We start from the raw sequence: 25,069 nt of genomic DNA on the forward strand, positions 1-25,069 counted from the left end.
TGCGATGAGTCGAATCCGTGGTGTTCCGCGGCTCTAGAGTAGGGGCATGACCGCCGCTGAGGACCCGAAGGCCGAACTGCTCCGACTTCGCGCCACCATCGACAACATCGACGCCGCCCTGATCTTCATGCTGGCCGAGCGCTTCCGCGCCACCCAGCAGGTCGGACACCTCAAGGCGGAGCACGAGATGCCGGCGTCCGACCCGAATCGGGAGGAGCAGCAGGTCGCGCGGTTGCGCGCTCTCGCCGAGGAGGCGCATCTCGACCCGGAGTTCGCGGAGAAGTGGTTCAACTTCGTGGTGGCGGAGGTCATCCGCCACCACACCGAAGCGGCCGAAGGCCGCTGAGAGAGGTGCCGGACGGGCGACGGTGTGTGCAGCACTCGCCCGTCCGGAGCTATCTGAGGTCGATTGACCAACTAAGTTCAATGAATAAACTTAGGGAGAGACTACGGATCGCGCCACGATCTGTCAACAGCCCGCGAGCCGGAGAAGGCCGCGAGCGAGCTCCGGAACGGAACCGCCATGCTGATCACGGATGAGGGTCTCGACACCCAGGCCTCGGTGCGGCGTGCGAATCTCCGGCGGGCGCTGCAGCTCGTCTTCCGGAACCCGGGCACGCAGACGCGGGCGGGAATCGCGAGGTCGACCGGACTCACCGCCGCGACCGCCTCGTCCCTCGTCGCCGAGCTCATCGACAGCCGGCTGATCATCGAGGGGGAGCAGGCCGCGAGCACCGGCGGCAAGAGAGCGACCACCCTCAGCGTCGACGCGGGGCATCATCTGATCCTGGTGCTGGTGATTCAACCTCTTCACGCGCACATCGCCCTCGTGGCCCTCGACGGCACGGAGGTCGACGTCCGGAGGGTGAGCTACACGACGGAGAACCGCGATCGGACCCTCGACGACGCCGTCGCGTCCGTGGCAGCGGAGTTCGGCGACCGGCTGCTCGCCGCCGGCGTCCAGCTCCCCGGAACCACCGATGGCCGCATCGTCCTCGAGAGCGTGCAGCTCAAGTGGGACGACGTCCCTCTCGCCGAGCGGTTCGAACGGATCCTCGGCGCACCGGTGCTGCTCATCAACGACGTCGATGCCGAGGCGATCGCCGAAGCCGGCATGGAGGAGTCCCCCTCCGGGTACCGGCTCTTCCTCCACCTCGGCGGCGGTGTCGGAGCGGCCGTGACGCTGAACGGAGAGCTCGCCCCCGGTCCGCGCGATCGCGCCGGTGAGATCGGTCACGTGCAGGTCGTCTTCGGAGAGGCCGCGCGGGCATGTCGATGCGGACAGCGCGGATGCCTGGAGTCGGCTGCGGCACTGGGCGCGATGATCGGCGACGAGTTCTCCGACGCGATGGACGCTCCCGAGATCCGCGCGCTCGCGGCTCAGGCCGACGAGGAGCATCTCGACGAAGGCGCCCGCGCGCTCGCGAGAGCGGTGAAGCTCATCAGCGCGCTGCTCGATCCGACCGAGGTCGTCATCGGCGGACCGGCGACGGAACTCGGGCCCCGCTTCCTCGACCGCGTGCGTCGGGAGACCGAGTATCCGGCCCGCGGTACGGCGCAGGTGCCCGTCCGCTACGCCGACCCTCGGGTGTCGCTCGCCGCCGGTGCCGCGCAGGCCGCACTCACCGCTGCGCTCGGCGTGCGCTGGAATCCGGAGCAGCTGCGCGCGGCATCCTCGTCGGCCGCGGCATCCACCTCTGGCCTCTGACCCGTCAGGGCTCGGCATGCAGGAGCTCTCTGCGAAGGGCGGGGTCGAGCATCCGCTCCGGGAGCTCAGCCGCCGAACTCGCCGGTCAGGATCAGCTCGCTGTGGTTCGTGCTGCAGGTGTCGCTGATCGGGTCGATCAGGCTCGTGTCGTTCAGCAGCGCTCCGGGCGTGTGCCCGTCGCCGCGCACCCACGCGAGCAGGGCGCTGAACGCCTCGGACAGGGTCGTCTCCGAGGCGTCGGCGAGCCTCTCGAGCTCGGCGGATGCCGCGTCGACGCGGTTCTTCCACTCGGTCTCATCGAACGCCTGGTAGGCCGTAAACCCGATGTCGGCGTTCGACAGCGCGCTGTAGACCGTCGAGAACGCCGCGCACTCGGTGGTGATGGCGTCGTCGCGGACGAACTCGGCGGTGGAGAAATGCGGCTTCGCGACCCATTCGACACCGTCGACGGTCCAGACCGAGAGCGTCGGCACGGTTTCCTCGGTGACCGGCCACACCAGCGACGTGGTGCCGTCGCACGTGCCACGGAGCGCCGACTGTCCGACTGCCATCGCGTCGCCGAGCTCGATGTGGAAGTTCGTCCCGCCCTGACACTCGAAGTCGATCGTCACCGATCGGGTGCCGTCGGGGATGGGGAAGTCGATGCCGGGGAGGGTGCCGGTCGGCCCGGTGCCCGTGATCGCGGGACCGTTCGTGGTCAGCTCGACGACGGTCTCGACCGTCGGGGTCGGCGCCGGGCTGGCCGTCGGTTCGGCCGCGGTGCAGCCGGCCAGTGCCGTCGCGAGGACGGCGAAAGCGGATGCCGTGAGGATCGCAGAGCGTGCAGCGGGCATGGGACTCCTTCGTCGCGGCATCCGCCCGTGCGGAGGGCGGATGCCGCAGAAGCCTACTTGACGCTGCCCGCGGTCAGACCGCCGACCAGGCGCTTCTCGATGAGCATGAACAGGATGACCACCGGCAGGATCGCGACGATCGAGACGCCGAACACGTACTGCCAGCTGGTCTCGTACTGTCCGACGAACTTCGTCAGCGCGACCGACAGCGGCTGGTTCTTGTCGGTGGACAGGATCACGAGGGAGGCGGCGAACTCGTTCCAGCAGGCGACGAACGTGAAGACGATAGCGGTGACGATGCCCGGCCAGACGAGCGGCAGGTTGATCTTGAACAGCACGGTGAAGCGTCCGGCGCCGTCGATCTGCGCGGCCTCGTCGACCTCCTTGGGGATGCCCGCGAAGAACGAGTGCATGATCCAGACGGCGAACGACAGGTTGAAGGCGGCGTTGATGAAGATCATCGCCGCCCAGGTGTCGCCGAGACCCAGCGTCGTGAACTGGCGGAACAGACCCGATGTGAGAACCGCCGGCTGCAGCATCTGCGTGACGATCACGAGGAACAGGAACACCATGCGCCCCGGGAACTTGAACCGCGCCGTGTAGTACGCGGCCGGGAGGGAGACGAGCAGCACGAGCAGCGTCGCGAACACGGCGATGATGATCGTCGAGATCAGGTTGTAGGGCAGCGGCGTCTCGGGGGTGGACCACATCGAGATGTAGTTCTCCCAGTGCCACTCGATCGGGAAGTACGTCGGGTCGACCGAGCGGATCTGCGACTTGGTCTTCACCGAGCCGAAGAACATGATCAGGTACGGCAGCACGAAGATCGCGAGCACCAGGAACCCGGCGACGGTGCGCAGGATCACACGCGGCAGGGTCACCTGGTCCGCGGTGTAGCGGCGCTTGCGCCCGGGGATCGGCGGCATGCGGTCGCCGCGGCCGGCGGTGGTCACGAGGGCGGTCTCGGTCACGGTCATGATCAGACCTCCTTCATGGGCTTGACGATCTTCACGTAGGCCGCGACGATCACGATGACGATGAGGAAGGCGACCACCGAGAGGGCGCTCGCGACATCCACCTTCTTCTGCAGCTCGATGTACTTGAAGATCAGGGTCATGATCGTGTCGGCGCCGTAGCCGGGTATCGACCCGGTCATCACCTTGAGGATCGGCAGCGAGTTGAACACGTTGATGATGTTGATGAGGATCGCCACCGCCAGGGCGCTGCGCAGCTGCGGCAGCACGATCGACCAGTAGGTGCGGGTGGGGCTCGCGCCGTCCATCTTCGCCGCCTCGATCGCGTCGGCCGGCACCGACTGCAGTCCGGCGAGGATCGTGTAGGTCGTGAACGGGAGCGACACGAAGATCGCGATCACGATCGACCACGTGAACGCGGTCGCGGGGTTCTTCGTCCACCCGTACCCGACGGCGTCATCCGAGAGCCCGATGTCGTAGAGGAACTTGTTGAAGATGCCGAAGTACGGCTCGAGGCTGTAGTAGAACACCATCGTCGTCATGACGACGGACGCCGCCCACGGCACGATCACGGCCATGCGCACGAGCTGGCGCCCGGGGAAGGCCTTGTTGAGGATCTGCGCGAGGCCGAGGGAGATGAGGACCGTGAGGGTCACGACCGCGACGACCCAGACGATCGTCCGGAAGAAGATCGGCCAGAACTCGGTGAAGGTGAAGACGGTGACGAAGTTGTCGAAGCCGACCGACCCCTTGTCGAGGCCCGACAGCGAGATGTCCCGCGTCGAGTTGAAGAACATCACCCCGGCGGGGAACAGCACCACGCCGATGATCAGCAGCAGCGCGGGGGCGATCCAGGGCAGCGCCTGGAGGAGGTCCTTTCCACCCGGCTTGCCACGCGTGGCATCCGGAGTGCGGGGGGTGCGGGGGCGGCCGGTGGCCGCCCCCGCGAGGTTCGAGGACTCTTTCGTCTGGCTCATGGGGTACCCGAACCTCTCCGATCAGCGGGCTCAGCCCGCGTCGACCTGCGCCTGGATCTCGGTCAGCACGTCCTGCGCCGGCTTCGACTGCAGCTGTCCGAACAGCGACTTGAACGCACCGTCGGCGGCCGACCACTGCGGGTTCGTCGACGGGTAGAACTGGGCGTCGGGCAGCACGTCGAGGAACGGCTTGAGAGCCTCCTCGCCGGCGAGCTGCTCGGCACCGGACTTGGTGACGGGGAGGAAGCCCTCGGCCTGCACCCACGGCACGTACACGTCGGCCGCGTAGTAGTAGTCGAAGAACTTCGTGATCGCTTCCTTCTTGTCGTCATCGTTCTGGAACGCCATCAGCTGATCCATGACGCCGAGCGTGAAGGGCGAGCCGTCCTTGGTCGGGATCGGGACGATGGAGTAGTCCAGCTCCGGGTTGCCCTCCTCGATCTGTCCGACCGTCGGCGGGAGGCCGACCTGCATGCCGATCTTGCCCTGGATGAAGATGTCCATCAGCGGAGAGCGCTGCGTCGAACCCGGGTCGGCCTGCGTCGCACCGGCGTCGATCATCTTCTTGATCTGCTCGGCGCCGACGAGGTTCTCGGGGGTGTCGATCGTGATCTCCGAGGCGTCGCCGAACGAGCCGCCGCCGCCCCACAGCCACACGGCCGCCTCGGCCTGCGCCTCTTCGGAACCGAGCGGCATGCCGTAGCCGGCGACACCGCCGCCGAGAGCGGAGACCTTGGTCGCGGCGTCCAGCAGCTCGTCCCAGTTGGTCGGTGCCTCGACGCCGGCCTGGTCGAGCAGGGCGTTGTTGACGAACAGCGCACGGGCCGATGCGATCAGCGGCAGGGCGTACGCCGTGCCGTCGACCTCGGCGTTCTTGATGAACGAGTCCTGGAAGTCGGCGTAGGTCTCTTCCGAGACGACATCCTTGGTCGGGTAGAGCAGCTCGTCGCCGACGAAGCCCGCGAAGGGGCCGCCGTTGTAGATGTCGGGTGCTTCGCCCGCCTGGATCTTGGTGGAGATGACCTTCTCGAGGTTGTCCCAGGACTGCACCTCGAGCTTGACCTTGATGTCGGGGTTGGCCTTCTCGAACCCGTCGATCACGGTCTCCCAGTTGGCCTTGGTGCCGTCGGAGTAGCTGGGGACGAGGAGGTCGAGCGTGGTCGAACCCTCGGCGTCGCCGTCTCCGGACGACCCGCCGAACCCGCACGAAGCGAGCGAGAGCGTGGCGACGGCCGCAATGGCGGCGGCGCCGAACCGCAGTGACTTCTTCATGTGTATTGCATTCCTCACTGTGATGTCCGCTCCCTCGTCGGCGGGGCCGCTTCGGGAGAGGGTGTGGTGCACAGTCGCAAGCACATCACGCGACGGTGCGTGGTGATCGTTTCGCCGGATGGCAGCCGCGATCGTTCAAGCCGGGGCTCGGGGTTCTCGACGGCGGCCGGGGTCGGAGTCGAGGATGGAACTTGTCCGATTATTTGTCAAGGCAACAAACAAATCAAGCAGAACCTGAGGTTGCCGTTCTTTTGCGCCATACTATGATCGAATAGAGCCATAAACAATCACAACTATGCAACTTCTCGCTTGAAAGGCACCATGATGACGGAATCACTGCCCGGCGCACACATGCGCGAAGAGGTCCACTCCCAGCCGCAGACCTGGGCCACGGCCGCAGATCTGAAAGCCGAGCAGAGCCTGCTCCCGGCGGCCGGTGCCCGCGTGGCCGTCGTCGGCTGCGGCACGTCGTGGTTCATGGCGCAGTCGTACGCCGCCCTCCGCGAGAGCTCCGGGCAGGGCGAGACCGACGCGTACGCCGCCTCCGAGGCGTTCATCGACCGCGGGTACGACGCGGTCGTCGCGCTCACCCGATCCGGTACGACCACCGAGGTGCTCGAGCTCGTCGACCGCGTCAAGGGGCGTGTGCGGACGATCGGCGTCATCGGCGACCCGACGTCTCCGCTCGTCTCGCTCGTCGACGACGCGGTCCTGCTGCCGTTCGCCGATGAGAAGTCGGTCGTGCAGACGCGCTTCGCGACCACGGCCCTCGCGCTCTTCCGCGCCTCGCTCGGTGAAGACCTCACCGCCGCCATCGCCGACGCGGCCGCGGTCCTGGCCGAGCCCGGCGACGATGAGCTGCGCGACGCGGACCAGTACACGTTCCTCGGCAGCGGCTGGACGATCGGGCTCGCACACGAGGCCGCGCTGAAGCTCCGCGAGTCCTCGCAGTCGTGGACCGAGTCCTACCCGTCGATGGAATACCGCCACGGTCCGATCGCGATCGCGGCGCCGGGTCGCGTGACCTGGCAGTTCGGCGCGGCGCCCGAGGGGCTCGCGGCGCAGGTGGAGGCCACCGGCGCTCGCTTCGAGCAGCGCGCGATCGACCCGCTCGCCGATCTGGCCCGCCTGCACCGCACCGCTCTCGACCGCGCCGTCGCACGGGGACTCGACCCCGATCAGCCCCGCAACCTCACGCGATCCGTCATCCTGGATGCATGACGCACGACGCCGCCGGAGCCGACCATGACCGGAGCTGACGGGACGGCTGCCGTCCCCGACGTCGAGCGGGATGCCGCCGGAGAGACCCTCGCCGCCGTGCGGACGCTGGGTGCCGGCGCGCCCGTGCTGGCCTTCGACGTCGGCGGCACCGACATCAAGTCGGCGCTGTTCGACGCCGACGGCACCGCGCTGGGTCTGCGTCGCACGCCGACGCCGGTCGTCGACGGCGACCGCACGCAGGTGCTTCTCGAGCGTCTCGACGTGCTCGCCGCCGAGCTTCGCGCCGCGCACCCGGACGTGGTGCCGCAGGCGGTGGGGCTCGTCGTTCCCGGGATCGTCGATGCGGAGGCCGGTCTCGGGGTGTTCGCGAGCAACCTCGGCTGGCGCAATGCTCCGCTGCGCGACCTCGCCACCGCTCGGCTCGGGCTGCCGGTGGCATTCGATCACGATGTGCGCGCCGCGAGCTGGGCGGAGCGCCGTCTCGGCGGCGCCCGCGACTACGCCGATTCGGTCGTGCTCGTGATCGGCACGGGGATCGCGGGCGCGCTGCTCGTCGGCGGCATCCCGTACACCGCGGGCGGATACGCCGGTGAGATCGGACACTCTCCCATCGCGGACGGGCCGATCTGCGCATGCGGGGCGCGCGGCTGCCTGGAGGCGGTCGCCTCCGCCGGTGCCATCGCCCGGCGCTACCGGGAGGCGACCGGCATCGCCCCCGACGGTGCGAAAGACGTGATCGCGCGCGCGGCCGCAGGCGACGAGGTCGCGGCGGAGATCTGGAACTCGGCGCTCGACGCCCTCACCATGTCGCTCGCACAGCTGACGGCCGTCGTGGCACCCGAGGCCGTGGTCATCGGCGGAGGCCTCTCCCGTGCCGGTGGCGCCCTGTTCGACGAGCTGCGGACCCGCCTCGCCGCGCGACTCAGCTTCCACCGCATCCCGGCACTGGTGCCGGCGGAGCTGTCCGGGAATGCGGGACTCCTCGGCGCCGCCCTCCGAGCACGGGAGCGCACGTGATCCTCACCGTCACCCCCAATCCCGCGCTCGACCTCACCTGGCGCGTCGACCGGCTCGTCGAGGGCGGTACGCATCGCGCGGATGCCGGAGCCGCGCGAGCCGGTGGCAAAGGTCTCAACGTCGCACGCGTGGCGCACGCCGAGGGCGCGGACGTGCTCGCCGTCACCACGAGCGGCGGTCGCGTGGGGGAGGAGTTCGCGGCCGAGCTCCGGGCCAGCGGCGTGCCGCACGCCCTCGTGCCGATCGCCGGAGACACCCGACGCAGCATCGCCGTGGTCGACGAGACGCTCGGTGACACGACCATCGTCAACGAGCGCGGAGCGAACCCCGCCGATGCGGAGTGGGCCGCGTTGCTCGCCGAGGTCGTCGAGCGGCTGGCGGGCGCGAGCGTGCTCGTCGTCTCCGGCAGCGTGCCTCCCGGAGCACCGGACTCGCTGATCCCCATGCTCGTCGCCGTCGGAAGGGATGCCGGAGTCCCGGTCGTCGTCGACACCTCCGGACCCGCTCTGCTGCGTGCCGCGGATGCCGGAGCCGCCGTGCTGAAACCCAATGCGTCCGAACTCGTCGAGGCCACCGGCATCGCCGATCCGGTCGAAGGCGCCCGGTCGCTGATCGCCCGCGGGACGGAGCTCGTCCTGCTCTCGCTCGGAGCCGACGGGATGCTCGCCGTCACGGCATCCGATCTCGTGCACGCGCGGCTCGACGAGCCTCTCGCGGGCAACCCCACCGGCGCCGGTGACGCGGGTGTCGCCGCGTGCGCCGTGCTGTACGCCGCCGGGGTGCGCGACCCCGAGCAGATCCTCCGCCGGGCCACCGCGTGGTCGGCGGCGGCCGTGCTCATGCCTCTCGCCGGCGACATCTCCCCGCGCTGGACCGAGCTCGAGCAGCAGCTCCGCATCTCGCACCCCGACCCCGCATCGTTCCGGAAGGACCCTTCGTGACCCTCGTCTCCGCTCGCGACCTCGTCTCCGCGGCATCCGCCGCCGGCACCGGCATCGGCGCGTTCAACGTCATCCACCTCGAGACGGCCGAGGGGCTGGTGCGCGCCGCGGCGCTCGCCGAGCTGCCCGTCATCCTGCAGATCTCCCAGAACTGCGCCGACTACCACGGCGGGCTCGAGCCCATCGCGCTGGCCACGCTCGCGGTGGCGCGGCGCGCCGAGACCCCGGTCGCGGTGCACCTGGACCACGCCGAGCGGCCCGAGCTGGTCGATGAGGCGATCGCGCTGGGCTTCGGCTCGGTCATGTTCGACGGCGGAGCGCTGCCCTACGACGACAACGTGACGCTCACGGCCGCGGTCGCCGCGCGGGCGCACGCGGCGGGAGTCTACGTCGAGGGCGAGCTCGGCGAGGTGGGCGGAAAGGACGGGGCGCACGCGCCCGGTGTGCGCACCGACCCGGACGAGGCGCGGGAGTTCGTCGCGGCGACCGGTGTCGATGCGCTCGCGGTCGCCGTGGGATCCTCGCACGCGATGACCGATCGCACGGCGTCGCTCGACCTCGACCTGATCGCGCGTCTGCACGCGGCCCTGCCCGTGCCGCTGGTGCTGCACGGGTCCTCCGGCGTCGCGGATGAGGTGATCGCGGATGCCGTGCGGGCGGGGATGACGAAGATCAACGTCTCCACGCACCTCAACGGCTTCTTCACGCGAGCGGTGCGCGAGAGGCTCGACGCCGACGCCCGGCTGGTCGACTCACGCAAGTACCTCGCACCCGCCCGCGACGCGCTGGCGGACGAAGCCGCACGCATGCTCCGCCTCTTCGCGCTGCAGCCTGCGGGAACGGCCTCGCGATGAAGCGGGCGGCGCGCCTGAACGCGATCCTCGACCTGCTCGCCGCGAACGGCGAGGTCACGGTGGAGGACCTGGTGGAGCGGTACGGCGCCTCGTCCGCGACCACGCGCCGCGACCTCGATACGCTCGCCGAGCAGCGGCTGCTCACCCGCACCCACGGGGGCGCGGTGGCCCAGACCGTCGCCTACGAGCTGCCGATCCGCTACAAGAGCCATCTGCGCACGCACGAGAAGGCCAGCATCGCCCAGACCGCTGCCGGGCTCGTCGTGCCCGGGATGGTCGTGGGGCTGTCCGGCGGAACGACGACCACGGCCATCGCGGCCGCCCTCGCCGCACGGGACGACCTCGCGGAGAACGGCGGCATCACCGTCGTCACCAACGCCGTGAACATCGCCGCCCAGCTCGCCACGCGGCCCGACATCAAGGTCGTGGTCACCGGCGGCGTCATCCACTCGCGCAGCTACGAACTCGTGGGTCCGTTCGTGGAGCAGCTGCTGCGCGGCGTGCGGCTCGACATCGCATTCATCGGCGTGAACGGGATGGATGCCGCCGCCGGAGCCACCACGCAGGACGAGCGCGAAGCCGCCGTGAACCGGATGATGGCCGAACGCGCCCGGCGCGCGGTGGTGGTCACCGACGGCAGCAAGCTCGGTGTCGAGGCGTTCTCGGTGGTGGGCGGCCTCGAGCTGTTCCCCACCGTGATTACGGATGCCGGAGCGGACGCCGACGTGCTCGCGGCCCTTCGCGCCGCCGGATACGCGGTGCTGGTCGCCTGAGGGCGGACACCCCGAGGGCCCCGACGTCCCCAGATCGTCGAGGCCCCATGAGGGTGTCGCGGCGTGATGCCGCGACGCCCCGAGTAGATGGTGTCCGTGTCGTGTTCCACGCTCCCCAGCGCGCATGATCCCCAGATCCGACTGCGCCTCCCTCGCGCCTCTCCCTTCGAGGCCCTTCGCATGGCACCTTCCGAAGAACAGGAGCGCACGGCATCCGTTCTGATACACCGAATGGAGAAAAAGTTCAGAACCCGTCGCCGTGGCATTGGAACGGCGCACTCAGACCGGTGTCGGCGGCTGCCCCCGCGAGGGCGGCGGCGGGGCTCGCGCCCTGGGACAGACCGGTGTGCACGGCGCTCAGCAGCTCGCCGGCGACGTCGTCGGGCACCGCGACCGGCGCGGCGATGACGCAGTCCGCACCGGCATGCAGCCAGACCCGCGTCATCCCCAGCGCCTCCTCGCCCCAGCGCACGGAGGAGCGTCCGAGCTCGCAGGCCGAGAGGATCACCGTCGCCGGGACCCGTGGGATCAGGTCGACGTCGTAGCCGAACAGGATGCCGTCGGCGAGCTCGAAGCCGGAGAACAGCGGGTTGTCCACCGCGTGCCTGCCGTGCGCGGCGATGTGCAGCACGTCGGTCGCCGCGGCGAGCTCGGTGACCGCCGAGACCGTCGCCTCCCCGGCCTGCAGGGTCAGCGGGGTGCGGCCGGCGCGACGCCAGGTCGCGGCCGCGCGCTCCACCTCGTCATCCGCTCGCGGGACGCGGGGACCGGCGGCGAAGCCGATCGTGGCGGGCGTGCGGCGGCTGCGCACGGGTCCCCCCAGCAGGCGCGACACGGATGTGGCGAGGGTGAACGGGACACCGGCCATGCCCGGGAGCATCGCCCACGGGACGCCGCCGAGGGCACCGGGCACCGTGATCGCCAGCCGCGTCGCCGACGGTGCCGCGAGCCGCATCGGCGCAAGGAGCTCCGCGTCGAGGAGAGCCAGCCGCGAGCCGAGCGCCCGTGCGGTCACCTCGCCCATCAATCCGCCGCGCGTCAGAGCGGCCATGTCGAGGTCCGCGCGGAGCCCGTCGAGCGCGGACTGCGCGCGTGCCCACGACAGGTCGACGACGGTCGCCCCCGACGCGGTCACGACGATGCCGAGCAGGGCGGACCCCGTGAACACGTACGACAGCACCGCGGTGTCGGCGTCGAGCAGGGCGGTCGCCTCCGCGAGCCCCAGGCGCTCGCGGGTGCCGCCCGACCCCGTCGACGCCCACTGCCGCTCGCGCACGCGGTCGCGGAGGGCGCGCACCCGGGCATCCGTCGTCCAGTCGGCGCCGGCGAGCTCCGCGCGCAGCATCCGCAGCTCCGCCAGATCCACGGCCAGGGATTCGTCGTGCGGAGGGCGCACCGGGGCGACCTGGTGACTGAGATGCCGCGCGCGCTCCGACCACTCGAACAGCGTGGCGGGGTCGCGCAGCCGCGCGGCGGCCGAGAGCCCGGCGAACATCAGGCCGGTGCCGTGCATCGCCACCGAGGCCTGCAGGTCGAGGGCGCCGAAGGACTGCTGCCAGGTGGTGAGCAGATCGAGACCGTCGGCGGCGGCGCGCAGTGCGTCGCGGTCGCGGCCCCGGGCCGAGGCGCGCGCAGCCCGCACCTCCTGGGCGCGGAGCCGAAGCGGCGTGGGGGCGGTGTCGTCGAGTCTCGGCAGGCGTCCGGTGCCGTCGCGTCGTGCGCTCAGGCGCAGACCCGTCGCCTCGGTGCGGAAACCTCCGCGGTCGAGCGTCTTCGCGGTGCGGTCGAACTCCGCCGCGTCGATCGGGCGATCCGGCCGGGCGAGCTGCTGCGCCTCCAGCCGCACCGCATCGGCGCGCGCCGCCCACCCGTGGTTCGCGAGGGTCGCGAAGCGCCGTGCGGCCGTGCGCGCGGCCCGCTCCGCAGCGGCTGGATCGTGGCGCAGCAGCGAGCGCGACAGGTGGAACTCGGCCTCGCCTCTGGCCTGCCGCATCCGCTGTGCACCGAACTGCGTCGCCACCTGCCCGAGCAGCGCCTCGGCCTCGGTCGTGAGCCCCGCGTCGCGCAGCACCTCGGCGCGGTCGAGGTCGCTGATCGCCGCGGCGAGGTCGCTGATCGCGGCGAGCTTCGGACGAGAGCGCGTCATCAGCGACAGCGCGGTGACGAGGTCTCCGCCGAGCAGCGCCGCATAGCCGAGGTTGTGCCGGGCCTCCGCGAGCGGCTCCTCGTCGTCGTTGGCCTCGTACACGGCGACCGCGCGCCGCAGATCCTCGATGCAGGTCTCGAGCTCACGCTGCTGCATCCGCACCACCGACCGGTTCATCAGGCAGTTCGCGAGCTCGGTGGTCTCGTCTCCGATCGCGGTGAGCGTGTCGATCGCGCGGGTGAGCATGACCTCGGCCTCCGTCAGGGTGCCGGCGTGCATGAGGAGCGTGCCGAGCTGCCCGCTGAGCACCGCGATCGTCTCGGCGCGCAGTCCGGTGCGGCCCAGCGCTTCGCGGCACAGCTGCTCGGCGGCCGCCGGCTCTCCCGTCTGGGCGAGGACGTAGGCGATCGTTCCGTCGATCCGCGCCCGCAGATCGGGATCGTCGGTGCGGGCGGATGCCGCATCCAGCGCACGCCGCGCCTGCGTGAACCGTCGCGCGTTCGCCGCTTCGACGCCGCGCCGGTGCAGCTCGATCGCGGACAGGGGCATCCGTCCAGAATGCCCTGCGTCGGGGCCGCAGCGGAAGAGCGCGGGTGCGGTCGCGAGGTCGGTCGCCGGGGGTGAGGAACCCGCGGGGCGCCCAGAACGGACCGCCCGCATCGGTGCGGACGGCCCGTTCCGGGGGCGAGGCAGCCCGGGTCAGTCGGAATCGACCGGGGCAGGCAGGGTCTTCAGGACCGCGGCGACGGCCTTCGCGGCCACGGCGGGACTCACGCCCCCGACCGGCACGGCGCCCAGCTGCGCGGCGATGCGGGCCGCCACGTACGGCGCGGCGAACGAGGTACCGCTCCAGATCGCGAAACCGCCCCGATAGTCGTCGGGGTCGATGGTCTCGCGGCGGAGGCCGTCGACATCCGCCCTCGTCACCGCCTGAGTCCCGCCCACGAAAGCGGGCGAGGTGCTCACCACACCCGCGCCGGGCGCGTAGGTCTGCACCCACGGGCCGATGTTCGAGAACAGGGCGACCGACTGCGCCGAGGGGTTGAGCGCCCCGACCGACACGAGCGGGGCGTCGCGGTCGCGGCGGATGCCGTTGTCGGCACCGGGCCACGGCCAGAGCGAGGCGGGGAACGACGGCCTGTCGATCGCGTCGTTGCCCGCCGAGCACACGACCACGCAGCCGAGTCCGCGTGCCTTCGCGAGCAGCTGGTACAGCGTGAGGCTGAACAGTCCGTCGGTCGGCGTCTCGTGGTAGTAGCTGAGCGACAGGTTCAGCACGTCGATCGGGAACCCCTTCTTCGGGTCCTCGCGGTGGCGGCTCAACAGGGTGATCACCTGCGCGACGGTCTCGAGCAGGGTGCTCTCGTCGACCACGCCGAGGGCTCCGGCCACCCGGATCGAGAGGATGTCGGCATCCGGAGCCGCCTGCCGCACGAGTCCTGCGATGAAGGTCCCGTGCCCGGCCACCGCGTCGATCTCGCCGTCGAGCTGCCCGTAGAGGTCGGGGTAGCGCTCCGGGTCGGCGTCGTCGGTGAGTCCTACCGGCACGCCGTCGAGGTCGATCTGCCGCGTGACGATGTCGGCGGGCAGCCAGGAGTGCTCGCCGCACCCCGTGTCGAGCACCGCCACGACCGGACGCCTTCCGCGTTTCGGCGCCGGACCGCGTGCAGGAGCCGGACCCAGCCAGGTCACCGGCTGGCGGGCGCCGCGTCCCGGCTCGAGGTAGTCGTCGCTGCCGCCGGCGCCCCCTCCTTCCCCGCGCACGGGGTTGGTGCGGGTGAACGGGTTGGTGCGGGTGAAGGGGTTCGTCCGGGTGAACGGGTTGAGTCCGACCGGGTCGATGGACAGCACATGGTCGAGGCTCGTGCGAGGCATGGTCGAGCGCGACATGCGCCGCGCCCTCTGGAGCACCCGCCAGGCATCCGGTGCGACGGGCGATTCGCCGCGGACCGGCTCGTCGGGGGTCCGCAGGCGAGCGCGCAGGAATCCGGGGACGCCCGGGACCAGCTCGCCGTCGGCCGCCGATCGCGTACCGTCCTCGATCTCGAGCTGCCATCCGAAGGTGTCCGCGGCGTCGCGGAGCGTCCGCACCTCGCGGTCGTAGGCCTCCTCGTCACCGAGGGCTCGGGTGATCAGCAGGCGCTCCGGCAGGTACGCCGTCGGAAAGGCGCGGATGCCGTCCACCGGCTCGGTGCTCGGATCGAGCGCCGTCCCCCGGCGGATCGATCCTTCCGCGCGGTCCTGCCAGGTCCATCCCTTGGGCTGGTCCATGCGTCATCCTCTCCGTGCGGGATCGCCCCGCGTCGTCATCGACGGGCGGCGCCCGCGGTCACAGCTCGAACTGCGGGGTCGAGAGCGTGCGGGTCTCGTCCCCGATCGTGGTGGTGAGGCGCACTCGGGTGAGACCCGGCGGCACCTCGTCGAACACGAAGCGCCCGGTCTCCTCCGGCGCGGTCGACCGGGACCGCTCCCCCTGCGTCAGCACGATCTCGGCGGCGGCGGTGTCGGCCCAACCGTCGACGCGACGCCGACCGGATGCGGTGGTCGTCACGTGCAGCAGGATGCTGGTGGAGCCGTCGCTGAACTGCAGGGTGAGAGCATCCGCCTCTCCCCGAACCGCACCGAGCTGGCCTTCGACCAGGGTGAGCAGCGCGTACTCGCGGTTGAGTCCGTCGGCGGCGACAGCGGCGACCATGCGGTCGATCAGGCCCGCGGGCATCGGGTCGACCTCGCTCCAGAGCGTGCGGAGCCGGGCGAACATCCGGGCATCCTCCTGCTCGGTCATGCCAGTCCCCCTGTCGGCGCTGTCGGTGGTGCGTCCAGCAGTGCTCGCAGCTTGGCGAGGCACCGGTTGCGCGTCGGTCCGATGCTCCCGATGGGCATCGCGAGATCCGAGGCGAGGCGCGCGTAGTCGGGGCGGTCCTCGAAGGCGATCACGCGGAGCAGCTTCTGGCAGCGCTCGTTGAGGCGGCGCACGGCCGTCCAGAGGCGACGGTTCTCGTCGCCGATCGTGGCGTGCTCCTCGGCCGACGCCTGCTCGGGAAGCAGTGTGTCGAGGTCGTCGGTGTCGGTCGTGTCGACCTTGCCGTGGGCCTTCGCGACCTTCCAGGCCTCGCGGCGGGCGGTGGTGGTGAGCCAGGCCGAGACGGCCCGCGGATCGCTGATCGAGCCGTGGCCGCGCACGAGCTGCAGCCAGGTGGTCTGCACCACGTCTTCGGCGAGCGTCCGTTCCAGGCCGTAGGCGCGCACGACGTGCCAGAGCACGGGCGTCATCAGGCCTACGAGCTCGTCCATCGCGCGACCGTCGCCCTCGCGCCATGCGCCGAACAGATCCGCGGCCCGCTCCCAGCGTGCGCGCCCGTCGTCCGAGGCAGGATCGAGAGCGGCGCCGGGTGCACCGTCGATCATGAAGCCCATTGTGATCACATCTACCAGGAGCACGGCAAGAGCATCCTGATACATGTCCGCGTCCAAGAATCCTGCGCACCGCCCGTGGTCGGACGTCTCGGTGGATGTCGATAGCGTGGAGGGGTGATCGTCCTCGCCGTCCTCCTCTTCCTCAACGCCGCCTTCAATGCCCTCGTCTGGCCGCAGTTCTACAAACGCGTCGCGAAGGATCCGCGGGCCCGCGACGAGAACGGCAAGGCCACCCGGTTCCTCACCGTGCACGTCGTCCTCATCGCGATCGCACTCGTGCTGGCGCTGGCCTCGGTGCTCGCCGGCATCGCGGCGCTGACCGGCGCGCTCTAGGCCCGGCTCTAGGCCCGGGCCGGCGTCATCCTCAGACCGTCTCGAACTGCTTCGCGTGGGCGGCCCAGCCTGACTCGACGGGCAGCGCTCGGAGCGCCCGGTTGCCGACGGCGAGGACGACCGAGACGAGGCAGAGCGCGGCGCAGATCAGGATGGTCCACTCCCGCCCGATCCAGGCGAGACCGAAGCCGGCGATGAGGGGTGCGAGTGGCATCGCGCCCATGCTGAGCACCCCGGCGGCACTGTTCGCTCGTCCGAGCAGGTGCGTCGGGGTGGCGACCATGAAGTAGCCCATCATCCCGGCGTTGAGTGCGGGGAGCAGGAGCACCGAGGCGCCGAGGACGATCGCGATCACCCAGGGATCGGTGACCATCGAGAGCGCGATCGCACCCACCGACACGACCGACAGTCCGGCGATCGCCAGGACGCCGGCCCTGATGCGCGGGACCAGCAGCGGCGCGAACACGGCTCCGACGAGCATCACGGCTCCGATCGCCGCGCTCAGGGTGCCGATCAGGAGTTCCGAGTGTCCGGCCTGCTGCAGCGCGTAGATGACGGTCGTGATCGCGGCGTTGAAGCCCAGGTTGATGACCGTGGTGATCAGCAGCACGCCCCCGAGGTCGGGGCGGGAGAGCAGCCAGCCGAACCCCTGCCGCAGCTCCGCCCACGCATCGGGCTTCACGACGGGGGTCGGGGAGGTGCTGAAACCCAGGTCATCCGTCCCACCGACGGCGTGTTCGGGCTCGACATGCCGAGCCGGGTGCAGGTCGTCCGGGTTTGCGCCCGCGGCGCGACGCATCTGACGCCCCAGCATCCATGCGGTCACGGCGGCGATCGCGTGGCAGAGCGTCATGGCCACGCCGACCAGCCAGCCGCCGACGCCCAGCAGGAGTCCCCCGAGCGGTCCGCCCGCCAGCTGCAGCGCGGCGTCGCGCCCCTGGTTCGCGGCCTGTGCCCGACCCATCGCGTCGTCGGGCACGATCTCTTTGATCGCGCTCTCGCCCGCGACGTCGAAGAGCCCGCTGCGGGCGGCGAGCAGGACGTCGATCACGAGGAGCGACGCGAACGTCATGGCGTCGCCGAGGGCGAGGAGCGTGAACCCGCCCGCGAGCACGATGCCGATCAGGGAGCCGAGGAGCATCAGGGCGATGCGGCGGTGGCGATCGGCCAGGATGCCGCCGGCGAGGGTCGTGAGGAGTCGAGCGACCATGCCCGCCCCGCCGATGATGCCCGCCTGGGCGGGGTCGTTCGTCACGATGAGCGTGAGCAGGGGGATCGCGAAACCGAACAGGGAAGCCGCGAGGCCTTTGCTCGTGTCGCTCACCAGCCAGGTGAGGTAGCGCGTGTTGCGCCAGAGACGATGGGGCTCGGTCACGGTGCTCATGCGTCGAGAGTAAATGCGCAAGAAGAATTGCGCAAGTCTGGTTGCGCAATTTCGGGTGCGGGTAGGATCGGCACATGACGGAGGACGGGGCGAAGACCGCGAGCGATGACCCGGTGTGGATGACATCCGCCATGCTCAAGGCCTACTCCCACCCCCTGCGGCGCCAGATCCTGCGCCTGATCTCGCGGCGGGAGTTCCTCCGCGCGGCGGACATCGCCGCAGAACTCGACGTGCCGGCGAACAGCGCCAGCTTCCACCTCCGCGCTCTCGCCGAGGCGGGGCTCATCGAGGAGGCGCCCGACAAGGCGCGGGACCGGCGCGACCGCGTGTGGACCGGGCGGAAGGGCGCCCTCAACGTCGGCGGCCCCGAGAACCCGGTCGCCGACGAAGCACTCGGCGTCGCGGTGGTCGCCGCGCTCGCCGAAGACCACCAGGAGCTGATCCGCCGTGTGGTCGCCTGGACGCCGGAGTACGTCGCCGGCCGCACGACCGAGGTGCACGCCGCCTTCACCCAGCGCACGATCCGGCTGACCGAGGCCGAGTTCGACGACGTGATGGTGAAGGTCAACGAGGTCCTGAACGCCGCGGATGAAGCGCACGACGACGCCGATCCGGCCGGCCGCTACTGGCAGATGGATCTGATCGCCGCAGACGACACCATCTGACGGACTACTCCGTCGACGAGGGGGCGCCGCTCAGGATCAGGATGCGACGCAGATGCATCGCGGTGAGCACGCCGGGGCCCATCGAGCGGCGCACATCGATGGTGCGGTCGTCGACGGTCTCGAGAAGCAGCCGGATCGCGCGCGCCGCCTCGCCTCGCGCACGGTGGTCGTCTGCGGACGACGCGTCACCCTGGGCGATCACGTCGGCGACGGCATGGCAGGCGGCGGACAGCGGCTCCGGGAGCGCGGGGTCGAGTGCGATGCCCGCCGGTCGCTCCCAGATGGTGTCGGCGATCTCGTCGGAGATGTCGCGGATGAGGTGGGCGATGCGATCGAGCGCTGCGAGCTGGGCATGGCTCTGCTGCATCCGGGATCTGTGCCCCTTCGCGCGGGGATTGCCGCGTCGGCTCTCGTCCGCCTCGGCCAGCGCAGCGCGGAGCTCGGCCGACGTGTCGGCGAGGGATGTCGCATCCTCCGCCCACTGCTCGTGCTCCGGAGGCCATGATTCCGACACCGCCGACCCGATGTCGTGCAGGTGCTGGGCCAGCTGCTCGCGGAATGCCTCCACGCGCCCTGCCGCCGCCATGGTGAGGGGTGCGGGTGCGATCACGAAGTTGACCAGGAGGCCGATGACGACACCGACCGCGGTCTGCGTCAGGTAGCCGAGCGAGTAGTCGTCGGCGTTCTGACCGCCGATGATCAGGACGAACAGGGCGGCCATCGGGATGTACTCGCGTCCGGCGCCGAACCAGCCGGTGCCCGAAAGCAGCACGCCGACCCCCACGACCAGGGGGATGGTCCACCACGTCGGCCCGACCGTGATCACGATGATCGTGGCCAGACCGATGCCGGTGGCGAGCCCGAGCAGCGTCTGGAAGCTCGACTTCGCCGACCCCATCAGCGTGGGGTACATGCTCACCAGTGCACCGAGCGGTGCGTAATAGGGATACTCGTCGGTGACGCCCGGCATGTGCGGGGCGATCATCCACGCCAGTCCCACCGCGAGCATCGTCTTCACGACCAGCAGGAGGCGGGCGGGGCGGACGGCCTCGTAGAGGGCGCGCGCGATGCCGGCGCGGCGCACGCGGATTCGGGGGTGGCTCTGCGTCACGGCATCCTCTCTCTCGGCGGCCGGGGTGATTCCGTGAGCGTATGCGCCCGGTCCGCGGCTGACGAGCGGGTTGCTTCCTCGGCCGGGTACCGGTAGCGCGCGGACGCGACGACGCCGGCCACCCGAGGAGGGCGACCGGCGTCGAAGCAGGTGCTGTCGTGCGGCGGGCGGCTAGGGGATGGTCCGCCGGAAGGCGAGGAACGAGACCCCCGTGAAGACCGCGGTGATCAGGAGCATCCAGAGCGCCAGCCCGAGTGCGCCGAGGTCGTTGATCGCCGCCCCGACATGGGGCCACAGCTCGAGCCGGGTCGCCAGGAAGACGAGTGCGACGAGGATCAGCGTGAGCCCGATGCCCACGATGAGGAGCACCAGCTGACCCCAGCTCTTGTAGATCGTCGCGCCGGTGAAGCCGATCACGAAGAAGAAGAGCGCGAGGGCGAAGAAGGCGATGAAGGCTCCGCCGGGACCCGCGTCCCACAACCACGGCAGGTAGAACATGTAACCGTTCACGCCGTAGCCGTTCGTGGCGATCTCGATGCCGCCGCCGATCAGGAACAGCACGCCCATGAGCGCACTGGCGAGGATCGCCGTGAGCATCGTGCCGAAGAAGAACTCGCGACGCGTGATGCTCATCGCCTGGGAGAAGGGGAACGTCAGGGTCATCGCCGACATCCCGACGGCGAAGAAGTACCAGAGCGGAGCCTGGCCGCCGCCCCCGTACTTCGGGGTGTCGACGGGGATCAGCGCGTAGATGAGCACCGAGATCACGACGGCGGCGGCCAGGATGATCAGCGGGTACCAGACGAAGGTGCCCTTGTTGATCAGCTGCAGGCGGACGACGTTGAATGTGCGTCGCATCAGTGGGCCTCCTCGTTGGCGACGGCGTCTTTGGCGGAGCGGGAGTCCGTCTTCTGGGTGAGCCGGACGATCAGCTGCTGCAGCGACACCGGAGCGAGATCGAGACCGGATGCCGCGACCTCCGCGCGTTCCTCGGCGGAGAGCGTGCCGAGCACGGTGACGGACGACACTCTTCCGAGTGCCTCGCGGTGCAGGACCTCACGGCCCTGGGCCCAGGCATCGACCTTCGCGGCGTCGCCCACCACGGTCACGGCGCGATCGCGGACCGCATCCGTGTCCTCGTGCAGGAGGATCTGGCCGTTGTCGATCACGATGACCTTCTCGATCAGGTTCGAGACCTCGTCGATCAGGTGCGACGACAGGATGATCGTGCGCGGATGCTCGGCGTAGTCCTCGATGAGGCGGTCGTAGAAGATCTGCCGGGCGACCGCGTCGAGTCCGAGATACGGCTCGTCGAAGAAGGTGATCTCGGCGCGCGAGGCGAGTCCGATGATCACGCCGACCGCGGAGAGCTGACCGCGGGAGAGCTTCTTGATCGTCTGCTTCATCGGCAGCTGGAACTCTTCGACGAGCTCGTCGGCGAAGGCCTGATCCCAGTTCGGGAAGAACAGGCTCGCGGCCTTGAAGGCGTGCTTGGGGTAGGCATCGTCCGGGTACTTCTGGCTTTCGCGGACGAAGCAGATCCGGCTCAGCACGTGCGCGTTCTCGTACGGGTGCTCGCCGAACACCTTGACGGTGCCGGAGGACTCGAAGTTCTGCGCCGTGAGGATCGACATGAGTGTGGTCTTGCCGGCGCCGTTGCGGCCGAGGAGGCCGTAGATCGCGCCTCCTTCGATGGCGAGCGACACGTTGTCGAGCGCTCGCTTCTCCTTGTAGCGCTTGCTGAGGTTCTGCACCTCGATGACGGCGGTCATGCGGGGGTCTTCCCTTCTGCGTCGGTGGTCAGTGCGGCGCGCTGTCGGAGCAGGGCCGCGAGGTCGTCGGCGCCGAGCCCGAGCGTGCGGGCTTCGGCGAGGAGCGGGTCGATGTAGCGGTCGGCGAACAGGGCGCGGCGCTCGCCGAGGAGGACATCTCTGGCGCCGTCGGCGACGAACATGCCGATGCCTCGGCGCTTGTAGAGCACTCCCTTGTCGGTGAGCATGGCGACTCCCTTCGCTGCGGTGGCGGGGTTGATCCGATAGAACGCGGCGAGCTCGTTGGTGGAAGGGGCTTGCGCCTCCTCGGCGAGTGAGCCGTCGACGATCGAGTCCTCGATCTGCTCGGCGATCTGGAGGAAGAGCGGCTTGCCTTCTTCGATCACGAGTCCTCCGCTGGGTTGGTGGGTTACTTACTCGACTAAGTAACCATATAACCAACGGGTGTGTCAACCCGTCCGTGCGAAACCCAGACCGTGCGGGCGGAGGAGGTCGGGAGGTCAGCTCTCGCGGCGGTGCTCGCGCCAGTCCTCGACGATCTGCAGCATCCGCGCGGAGAGGAAGCGGAAGAACTCGGCGAGCTCGACGGCCCGGTCGTGGGCTTCCTGATCGTCGTCGTGCTCGGCGGCGATGTCGTCGATGTACTCCGAGAGGCGGGAGTACACCGGCAGGTTCCCGACGATCGAGCGGTAGAACGGATCGTGCACGAACTCGTAGCGGTCGCGCCGGTCGCCGGGGCGCGAGCGTCGCTGGATGAAGTGCAGCTGCTGCAGGTAGCGCACCGCGCCGGACACCGCCGCCGCCGACACCCCGAGACGCTCGCCGAGCTGGGCGGCCGTGTACCCGCCCTCGGGGGCCGCGACCAGCGCCATCATCACCCGCGCCGGCATCCGCGGCATCCCGGCGGCGGTCATCATGGCGGCGGCTTGCTCGGCGGGTTCCATCCCGCGATGGGAGTCGGAGGCGGATGCTTCGGCGACGGGTTCGCCTGAGGTCGCGGCATCCACGTCCGGACCGTTCCGCCGGCTGTCGTCGGGCATCGACTCCTCCTACGCGCCGGGGGCGAGCTCGCGCCGCCGCATCATGGTCAGGGCGGCAGCGGCACCCCCGGCCAGTACGAGCACGAGCCACCCCAGACCGCGCACGTCCACCCCGCTCCCGTCGACCACGGGCGTGACCGCGAACGGCGAGAGGTTCGCCGTCCACTCGGGCAGCCCGAACAGCGGGCCGAACATGCCGAGCAGGGCCGCCAGCAGCACGAGGCTCCAGGCCACGGCGGTCGTCGCCCGCGGGAGGAGCACGAACACCAACGCGGTGAGCACCGCGAAGATCGCGGCCGCGACGGCCTGACCGAGCCCGGCGACCGCGACGATGCGATAGAGCGATTCGTCGCCGCCGTTCGACCAGACGCCGATCCATCCGGCGATCACAGCCGCGGCGACGACGATCAGCACCGCGACCACGCCGACGATGACGAAGTCCGCGAGCCAGCGCACGCGTCCGACAGGGGTGGCGAGCACGGCCTCGACGGTGCCGCGGGTCTCCTCCTGCCGTGCGCGCACCACGATCTGCACGGCGCAGCACGCGGCGAGGATGCCGAGCAGCGTGAAGAACACCGTCACGACGACCTCGTCGAGGCCGCCGGTCGCGCCGCCGATCTTCTTCAGGATCTCGGCGACCGCCGGGTTCTCGCCGGAGATCTGATCGACCAGACCGCTCAGCGTCGTGGCGAGGATGCCGGTGATCGCGCCGCCGACCGCCCATCCGATGATCGCCCCCGAGGTGAGCCGCCACACCAGGGCGTGCGGTGAGGCGAGGGCGGGGCGTGCCGAGACGCGTCCGGGGCGCTCCGCCACGAAGCTCGCATCGATGTCGCGCAGGGACTGCAGCGCGAGGGCGGCCCCGGCGAGAACGAGCCCGAAGCCCAGGCCGAGGAGCATCGGCCACACGAGGTCGACATCGTAGGGACGCGTCTGCTCGGCCCAGCCGAACGGCGAGAGCCAAGCGGGCCAGGCGCTCGTCATGCTCGACAGGTCGTCGCTCGGGGTGCCCGCGGCGTTGCCGATGCCGCGGAGGAGGAACGTCGCGACGAGCACCCACACCGTCAGCGAGTTCGCTCCGCGGGAGGTGCGCACGAGCTGCGCGGCGATCAGACCGATGCCGAGGAAGGCGATGCCGCAGGAGCCGGCCGCCGCGCCCGCGAGGAGTGACCCCGGGGCGGGGAGTCCGGTGGCGATCAGCGCGAGAGCCGTGAGCGCGGCCAGCACGACGTTCGCCAGCACGCCGTGCACGAGGGTGGCGACGGTCGGCAGTCGGCGTCCGGCCGGGGTCGCCCAGACCAGCTCGGCCCGCCCGGCCTCCTCATCACCACGCGTGTGCCGGACGGCGAGGAAGGTGCTCATGAGCGCGGCGAGCAGGGCCAGCCACGGAAGCACCTCGAAGGCGAGGAAGGCTCCCTCCGTCGTGCCGGAGGGCAGTCCGCGGAACATCAGGATCACCGGATTCGCGAGGGCGGCGGCGAGGATGTTCTGCCGGTCGGCGAGGGTCGAGTACGACTCGCTGACACCGGCGTAGCCCGCGAACGCCATGAGTGCGGTGCCGACGATCCACAGCGTCAGCTGCAGCCGGTCGCGCCGCAGTCGCTGCCGCAGCAGCACGCCGAAGGGAGTCATCACGCACGGCCCTTCAGCGCACGGCGTTCGCGACGGGTGGTGGGGGCCGGAGCATCGGTCCCACCGTCCTCGGCGACCTCGAGCGTCGCGAGGTCGTCGCCGTAGTGGCGCAGGAACAGCTCCTCGAGCGAAGGGGGAGCGACGCGCAGGTCGCTGATGCCGAGGGCGGCGAGAGCGGGGAGCACCGTGGCCGTGCGTTCGCTGTCGACGGCGAGACGGATGCGGTCGCCCTGCAGCTCCGGGTCGTGCACATCGGGGATGCGCGCGACCTGGTCGAGGGTCGCCCCGGAGGGCGTGAACGACACGTCGCTGCGGGTGAGGTGCCGCAGTTCCGTCAGGCTCCCGGTCTCGACGATGCGTCCGGCGCGGATGATCGACACCCGGTCGCACAGCTGCTCGACCTCGCTCATGATGTGGCTCGACAGCAGTACGGTGGCGCCGTTCGCGTGGGCGCGGGCGATCTCGCGCTGGAAGATGACCGCCATCAGCGGATCGAGACCGCTGGTCGGCTCATCGAGGATGTAGAGGTCGGCCGGTACGGCGAACGCCGCGATCAGCGCGACCTTCTGCCGGTTTCCCTTCGAGTAGGCGCGCCCCTTCTTGCGCGGGTCGAACTGGAACGCCTCCATGAGTCGCTTCTTCTCGTGCTGGTACGCCGGGTCTTTGGTGCGGGCACCGCGGAGGCGCGCGAGCAGGTCGACGGCCTCGCCGCCGGACAGGTTCGGCCAGACGCTGACGTCGCCAGGGACGTATGCGATGCGCCGGTGCAGGTCGACCGCACGACTCCACGGGTCTTCGCCGAACACGGTCGCATCCCCCGATGTGTGGCGCGCGAGGCCGAGGAGGATGCGGATCGTGGTCGACTTGCCCGCGCCGTTCGGGCCGAGGAAGCCGTGCACCTGGCCCTGCTCGACGATGAGGTCGAGGCCGTCGAGTGCGTGCACGTGCCCGTAGTGCTTGGTGAGGTCCTGGGTGGCGATGACGGTGGTCATGCGCGGG

General features: G+C 70.3%; 25 protein-coding genes. 9 read left to right on the plus strand and 16 right to left on the minus strand.

Translation table 11 applies throughout. The features are described from left to right. The first annotated feature begins 46 nt into the window (after positions 1-46). Together CQ045_RS08685 and CQ045_RS08690 are read left to right on the plus strand one after the other, a co-directional pair. A complete protein-coding gene (locus CQ045_RS08685) occupies positions 47-346 on the plus strand; it encodes a chorismate mutase (RefSeq protein ID WP_105668682.1) in 300 nt (99 codons plus the stop codon). A gap of 177 nt (positions 347-523) precedes the next feature. Next, positions 524-1,708 (plus strand): ROK family protein, encoded by a 1,185-nt coding sequence (locus tag CQ045_RS08690; protein ID WP_105722726.1) that lies wholly within the window; start codon positions 524-526, stop codon positions 1,706-1,708. 65 nt (positions 1,709-1,773) lie between these two features. Here the strand turns inward: CQ045_RS08690 and CQ045_RS08695 are convergent, their stop codons facing one another. From CQ045_RS08695 to CQ045_RS08710, 4 genes are read right to left on the minus strand one after another with little or no spacing between them, the layout of a single operon-like run. Next, positions 1,774-2,541, minus strand: coding sequence for a hypothetical protein (locus CQ045_RS08695; RefSeq protein WP_105722728.1), 768 nt, complete (start codon positions 2,539-2,541; stop codon positions 1,774-1,776). Positions 2,542-2,594: 53 nt separating this feature from the next. After that, the gene (locus tag CQ045_RS08700; protein WP_181156505.1) at positions 2,595-3,518 is read right to left on the minus strand and encodes a carbohydrate ABC transporter permease; all 924 of its coding nucleotides are present in this window, start codon (positions 3,516-3,518) and stop codon (positions 2,595-2,597) included. Positions 3,519-3,520: 2 nt separating this feature from the next. After that, positions 3,521-4,492 carry a carbohydrate ABC transporter permease gene (locus CQ045_RS08705; protein ID WP_105722730.1) on the minus strand — a complete coding sequence of 324 codons (972 nt, stop codon included), beginning with the start codon at positions 4,490-4,492 and terminating at the stop codon, positions 3,521-3,523. 30 nt (positions 4,493-4,522) lie between these two features. Next, complete coding sequence (locus CQ045_RS08710) at positions 4,523-5,764, minus strand: extracellular solute-binding protein (protein ID WP_105722732.1); 1,242 nt, start codon at positions 5,762-5,764, stop codon at positions 4,523-4,525. Positions 5,765-6,088: 324 nt separating this feature from the next. Between CQ045_RS08710 and CQ045_RS08715 the strand changes: the two genes are divergently transcribed. From CQ045_RS08715 to CQ045_RS08735, 5 genes are read left to right on the plus strand one after another with little or no spacing between them, the layout of a single operon-like run. Then, complete coding sequence (locus CQ045_RS08715) at positions 6,089-6,985, plus strand: SIS domain-containing protein (RefSeq protein ID WP_105723219.1); 897 nt, start codon at positions 6,089-6,091, stop codon at positions 6,983-6,985. 24 nt (positions 6,986-7,009) lie between these two features. Continuing rightward, positions 7,010-8,002, plus strand: coding sequence for an ROK family protein (locus tag CQ045_RS08720; protein ID WP_105722734.1), 993 nt, complete (start codon positions 7,010-7,012; stop codon positions 8,000-8,002). After that, entirely contained in the window at positions 7,999-8,943 is a 945-nt protein-coding gene (locus CQ045_RS08725; RefSeq protein WP_105722736.1) for a 1-phosphofructokinase family hexose kinase, read from the plus strand. The genes CQ045_RS08720 and CQ045_RS08725 overlap by 4 nt, the downstream gene beginning before the upstream one ends. Further along, the gene (locus tag CQ045_RS08730) at positions 8,940-9,797 is read left to right on the plus strand and encodes a class II fructose-bisphosphate aldolase (RefSeq protein WP_105722738.1); all 858 of its coding nucleotides are present in this window, start codon (positions 8,940-8,942) and stop codon (positions 9,795-9,797) included. Before CQ045_RS08725 ends, CQ045_RS08730 begins: the two co-directional genes overlap by 4 nt. Further along, complete coding sequence (locus CQ045_RS08735; protein WP_105722740.1) at positions 9,794-10,570, plus strand: DeoR/GlpR family DNA-binding transcription regulator; 777 nt, start codon at positions 9,794-9,796, stop codon at positions 10,568-10,570. The genes CQ045_RS08730 and CQ045_RS08735 overlap by 4 nt, the downstream gene beginning before the upstream one ends. Positions 10,571-10,814: 244 nt before the next feature. On the opposite strand, the gene CQ045_RS08740 is transcribed toward CQ045_RS08735, so the two are convergent. The 4 genes from CQ045_RS08740 to CQ045_RS08755 all read right to left on the minus strand — a co-directional run bounded on the left by CQ045_RS08740 (position 10,815) and on the right by CQ045_RS08755 (position 16,124). Further along, positions 10,815-13,265: a CHAT domain-containing protein gene (locus tag CQ045_RS08740; RefSeq protein WP_105722742.1), complete on the minus strand. Its 2,451-nt coding sequence runs from the start codon at positions 13,263-13,265 to the stop codon at positions 10,815-10,817. Positions 13,266-13,415: 150 nt separating this feature from the next. Next, the gene (locus CQ045_RS08745) at positions 13,416-14,987 is read right to left on the minus strand and encodes a S8/S53 family peptidase (RefSeq protein ID WP_105722744.1); all 1,572 of its coding nucleotides are present in this window, start codon (positions 14,985-14,987) and stop codon (positions 13,416-13,418) included. A gap of 58 nt (positions 14,988-15,045) precedes the next feature. Then, the gene (locus tag CQ045_RS08750) at positions 15,046-15,501 is read right to left on the minus strand and encodes a hypothetical protein (RefSeq protein ID WP_105722746.1); all 456 of its coding nucleotides are present in this window, start codon (positions 15,499-15,501) and stop codon (positions 15,046-15,048) included. Beyond that, the gene (locus tag CQ045_RS08755) at positions 15,498-16,124 is read right to left on the minus strand and encodes an RNA polymerase sigma factor (RefSeq protein WP_258131007.1); all 627 of its coding nucleotides are present in this window, start codon (positions 16,122-16,124) and stop codon (positions 15,498-15,500) included. Before CQ045_RS08755 ends, CQ045_RS08750 begins: the two co-directional genes overlap by 4 nt. Before the next feature lie 123 nt (positions 16,125-16,247). On the opposite strand from CQ045_RS08755, the gene CQ045_RS08760 reads away from it, so the two are divergent. Next, a complete protein-coding gene (locus CQ045_RS08760; RefSeq protein WP_105722750.1) occupies positions 16,248-16,466 on the plus strand; it encodes an SCO4848 family membrane protein in 219 nt (72 codons plus the stop codon). Positions 16,467-16,497: 31 nt separating this feature from the next. Here CQ045_RS08760 and CQ045_RS08765 read toward each other — a convergent pair whose 3' ends face one another. Next, positions 16,498-17,850 carry an MFS transporter gene (locus CQ045_RS08765; RefSeq protein ID WP_105722752.1) on the minus strand — a complete coding sequence of 451 codons (1,353 nt, stop codon included), beginning with the start codon at positions 17,848-17,850 and terminating at the stop codon, positions 16,498-16,500. Between the two features lie 74 nt (positions 17,851-17,924). On the opposite strand from CQ045_RS08765, the gene CQ045_RS08770 reads away from it, so the two are divergent. Beyond that, positions 17,925-18,515, plus strand: coding sequence for a helix-turn-helix transcriptional regulator (locus CQ045_RS08770; RefSeq protein WP_105722754.1), 591 nt, complete (start codon positions 17,925-17,927; stop codon positions 18,513-18,515). Between the two features lie 4 nt (positions 18,516-18,519). On the opposite strand, the gene CQ045_RS08775 is transcribed toward CQ045_RS08770, so the two are convergent. The 7 genes from CQ045_RS08775 to CQ045_RS08805 all read right to left on the minus strand — a co-directional run bounded on the left by CQ045_RS08775 (position 18,520) and on the right by CQ045_RS08805 (position 25,062). Beyond that, complete coding sequence (locus tag CQ045_RS08775) at positions 18,520-19,626, minus strand: aromatic acid exporter family protein (protein WP_105722756.1); 1,107 nt, start codon at positions 19,624-19,626, stop codon at positions 18,520-18,522. A gap of 171 nt (positions 19,627-19,797) precedes the next feature. Continuing rightward, positions 19,798-20,484 (minus strand): hypothetical protein, encoded by a 687-nt coding sequence (locus CQ045_RS08780; RefSeq protein WP_105722758.1) that lies wholly within the window; start codon positions 20,482-20,484, stop codon positions 19,798-19,800. After that, a complete protein-coding gene (locus CQ045_RS08785; RefSeq protein ID WP_105722760.1) occupies positions 20,484-21,398 on the minus strand; it encodes an ABC transporter ATP-binding protein in 915 nt (304 codons plus the stop codon). Before CQ045_RS08785 ends, CQ045_RS08780 begins: the two co-directional genes overlap by 1 nt. Next, a complete protein-coding gene (locus CQ045_RS08790; protein WP_105722762.1) occupies positions 21,395-21,784 on the minus strand; it encodes a GntR family transcriptional regulator in 390 nt (129 codons plus the stop codon). The genes CQ045_RS08785 and CQ045_RS08790 overlap by 4 nt, the downstream gene beginning before the upstream one ends. Before the next feature lie 114 nt (positions 21,785-21,898). Continuing rightward, positions 21,899-22,438 (minus strand): GbsR/MarR family transcriptional regulator, encoded by a 540-nt coding sequence (locus CQ045_RS08795; protein WP_258131008.1) that lies wholly within the window; start codon positions 22,436-22,438, stop codon positions 21,899-21,901. Between the two features lie 9 nt (positions 22,439-22,447). Then, positions 22,448-24,070, minus strand: coding sequence for an ABC transporter permease (locus CQ045_RS08800; RefSeq protein WP_105722764.1), 1,623 nt, complete (start codon positions 24,068-24,070; stop codon positions 22,448-22,450). Beyond that, positions 24,070-25,062: an ABC transporter ATP-binding protein gene (locus CQ045_RS08805; protein WP_105722766.1), complete on the minus strand. Its 993-nt coding sequence runs from the start codon at positions 25,060-25,062 to the stop codon at positions 24,070-24,072. The genes CQ045_RS08800 and CQ045_RS08805 overlap by 1 nt, the downstream gene beginning before the upstream one ends. Between the last annotated feature and the right edge of the window lie 7 nt (positions 25,063-25,069).

Source organism: Microbacterium sp. MYb66 (genome assembly GCF_002979435.1).
In the GTDB taxonomy this organism is placed as follows: Bacteria; Actinomycetota; Actinomycetes; order Actinomycetales; family Microbacteriaceae; genus Microbacterium.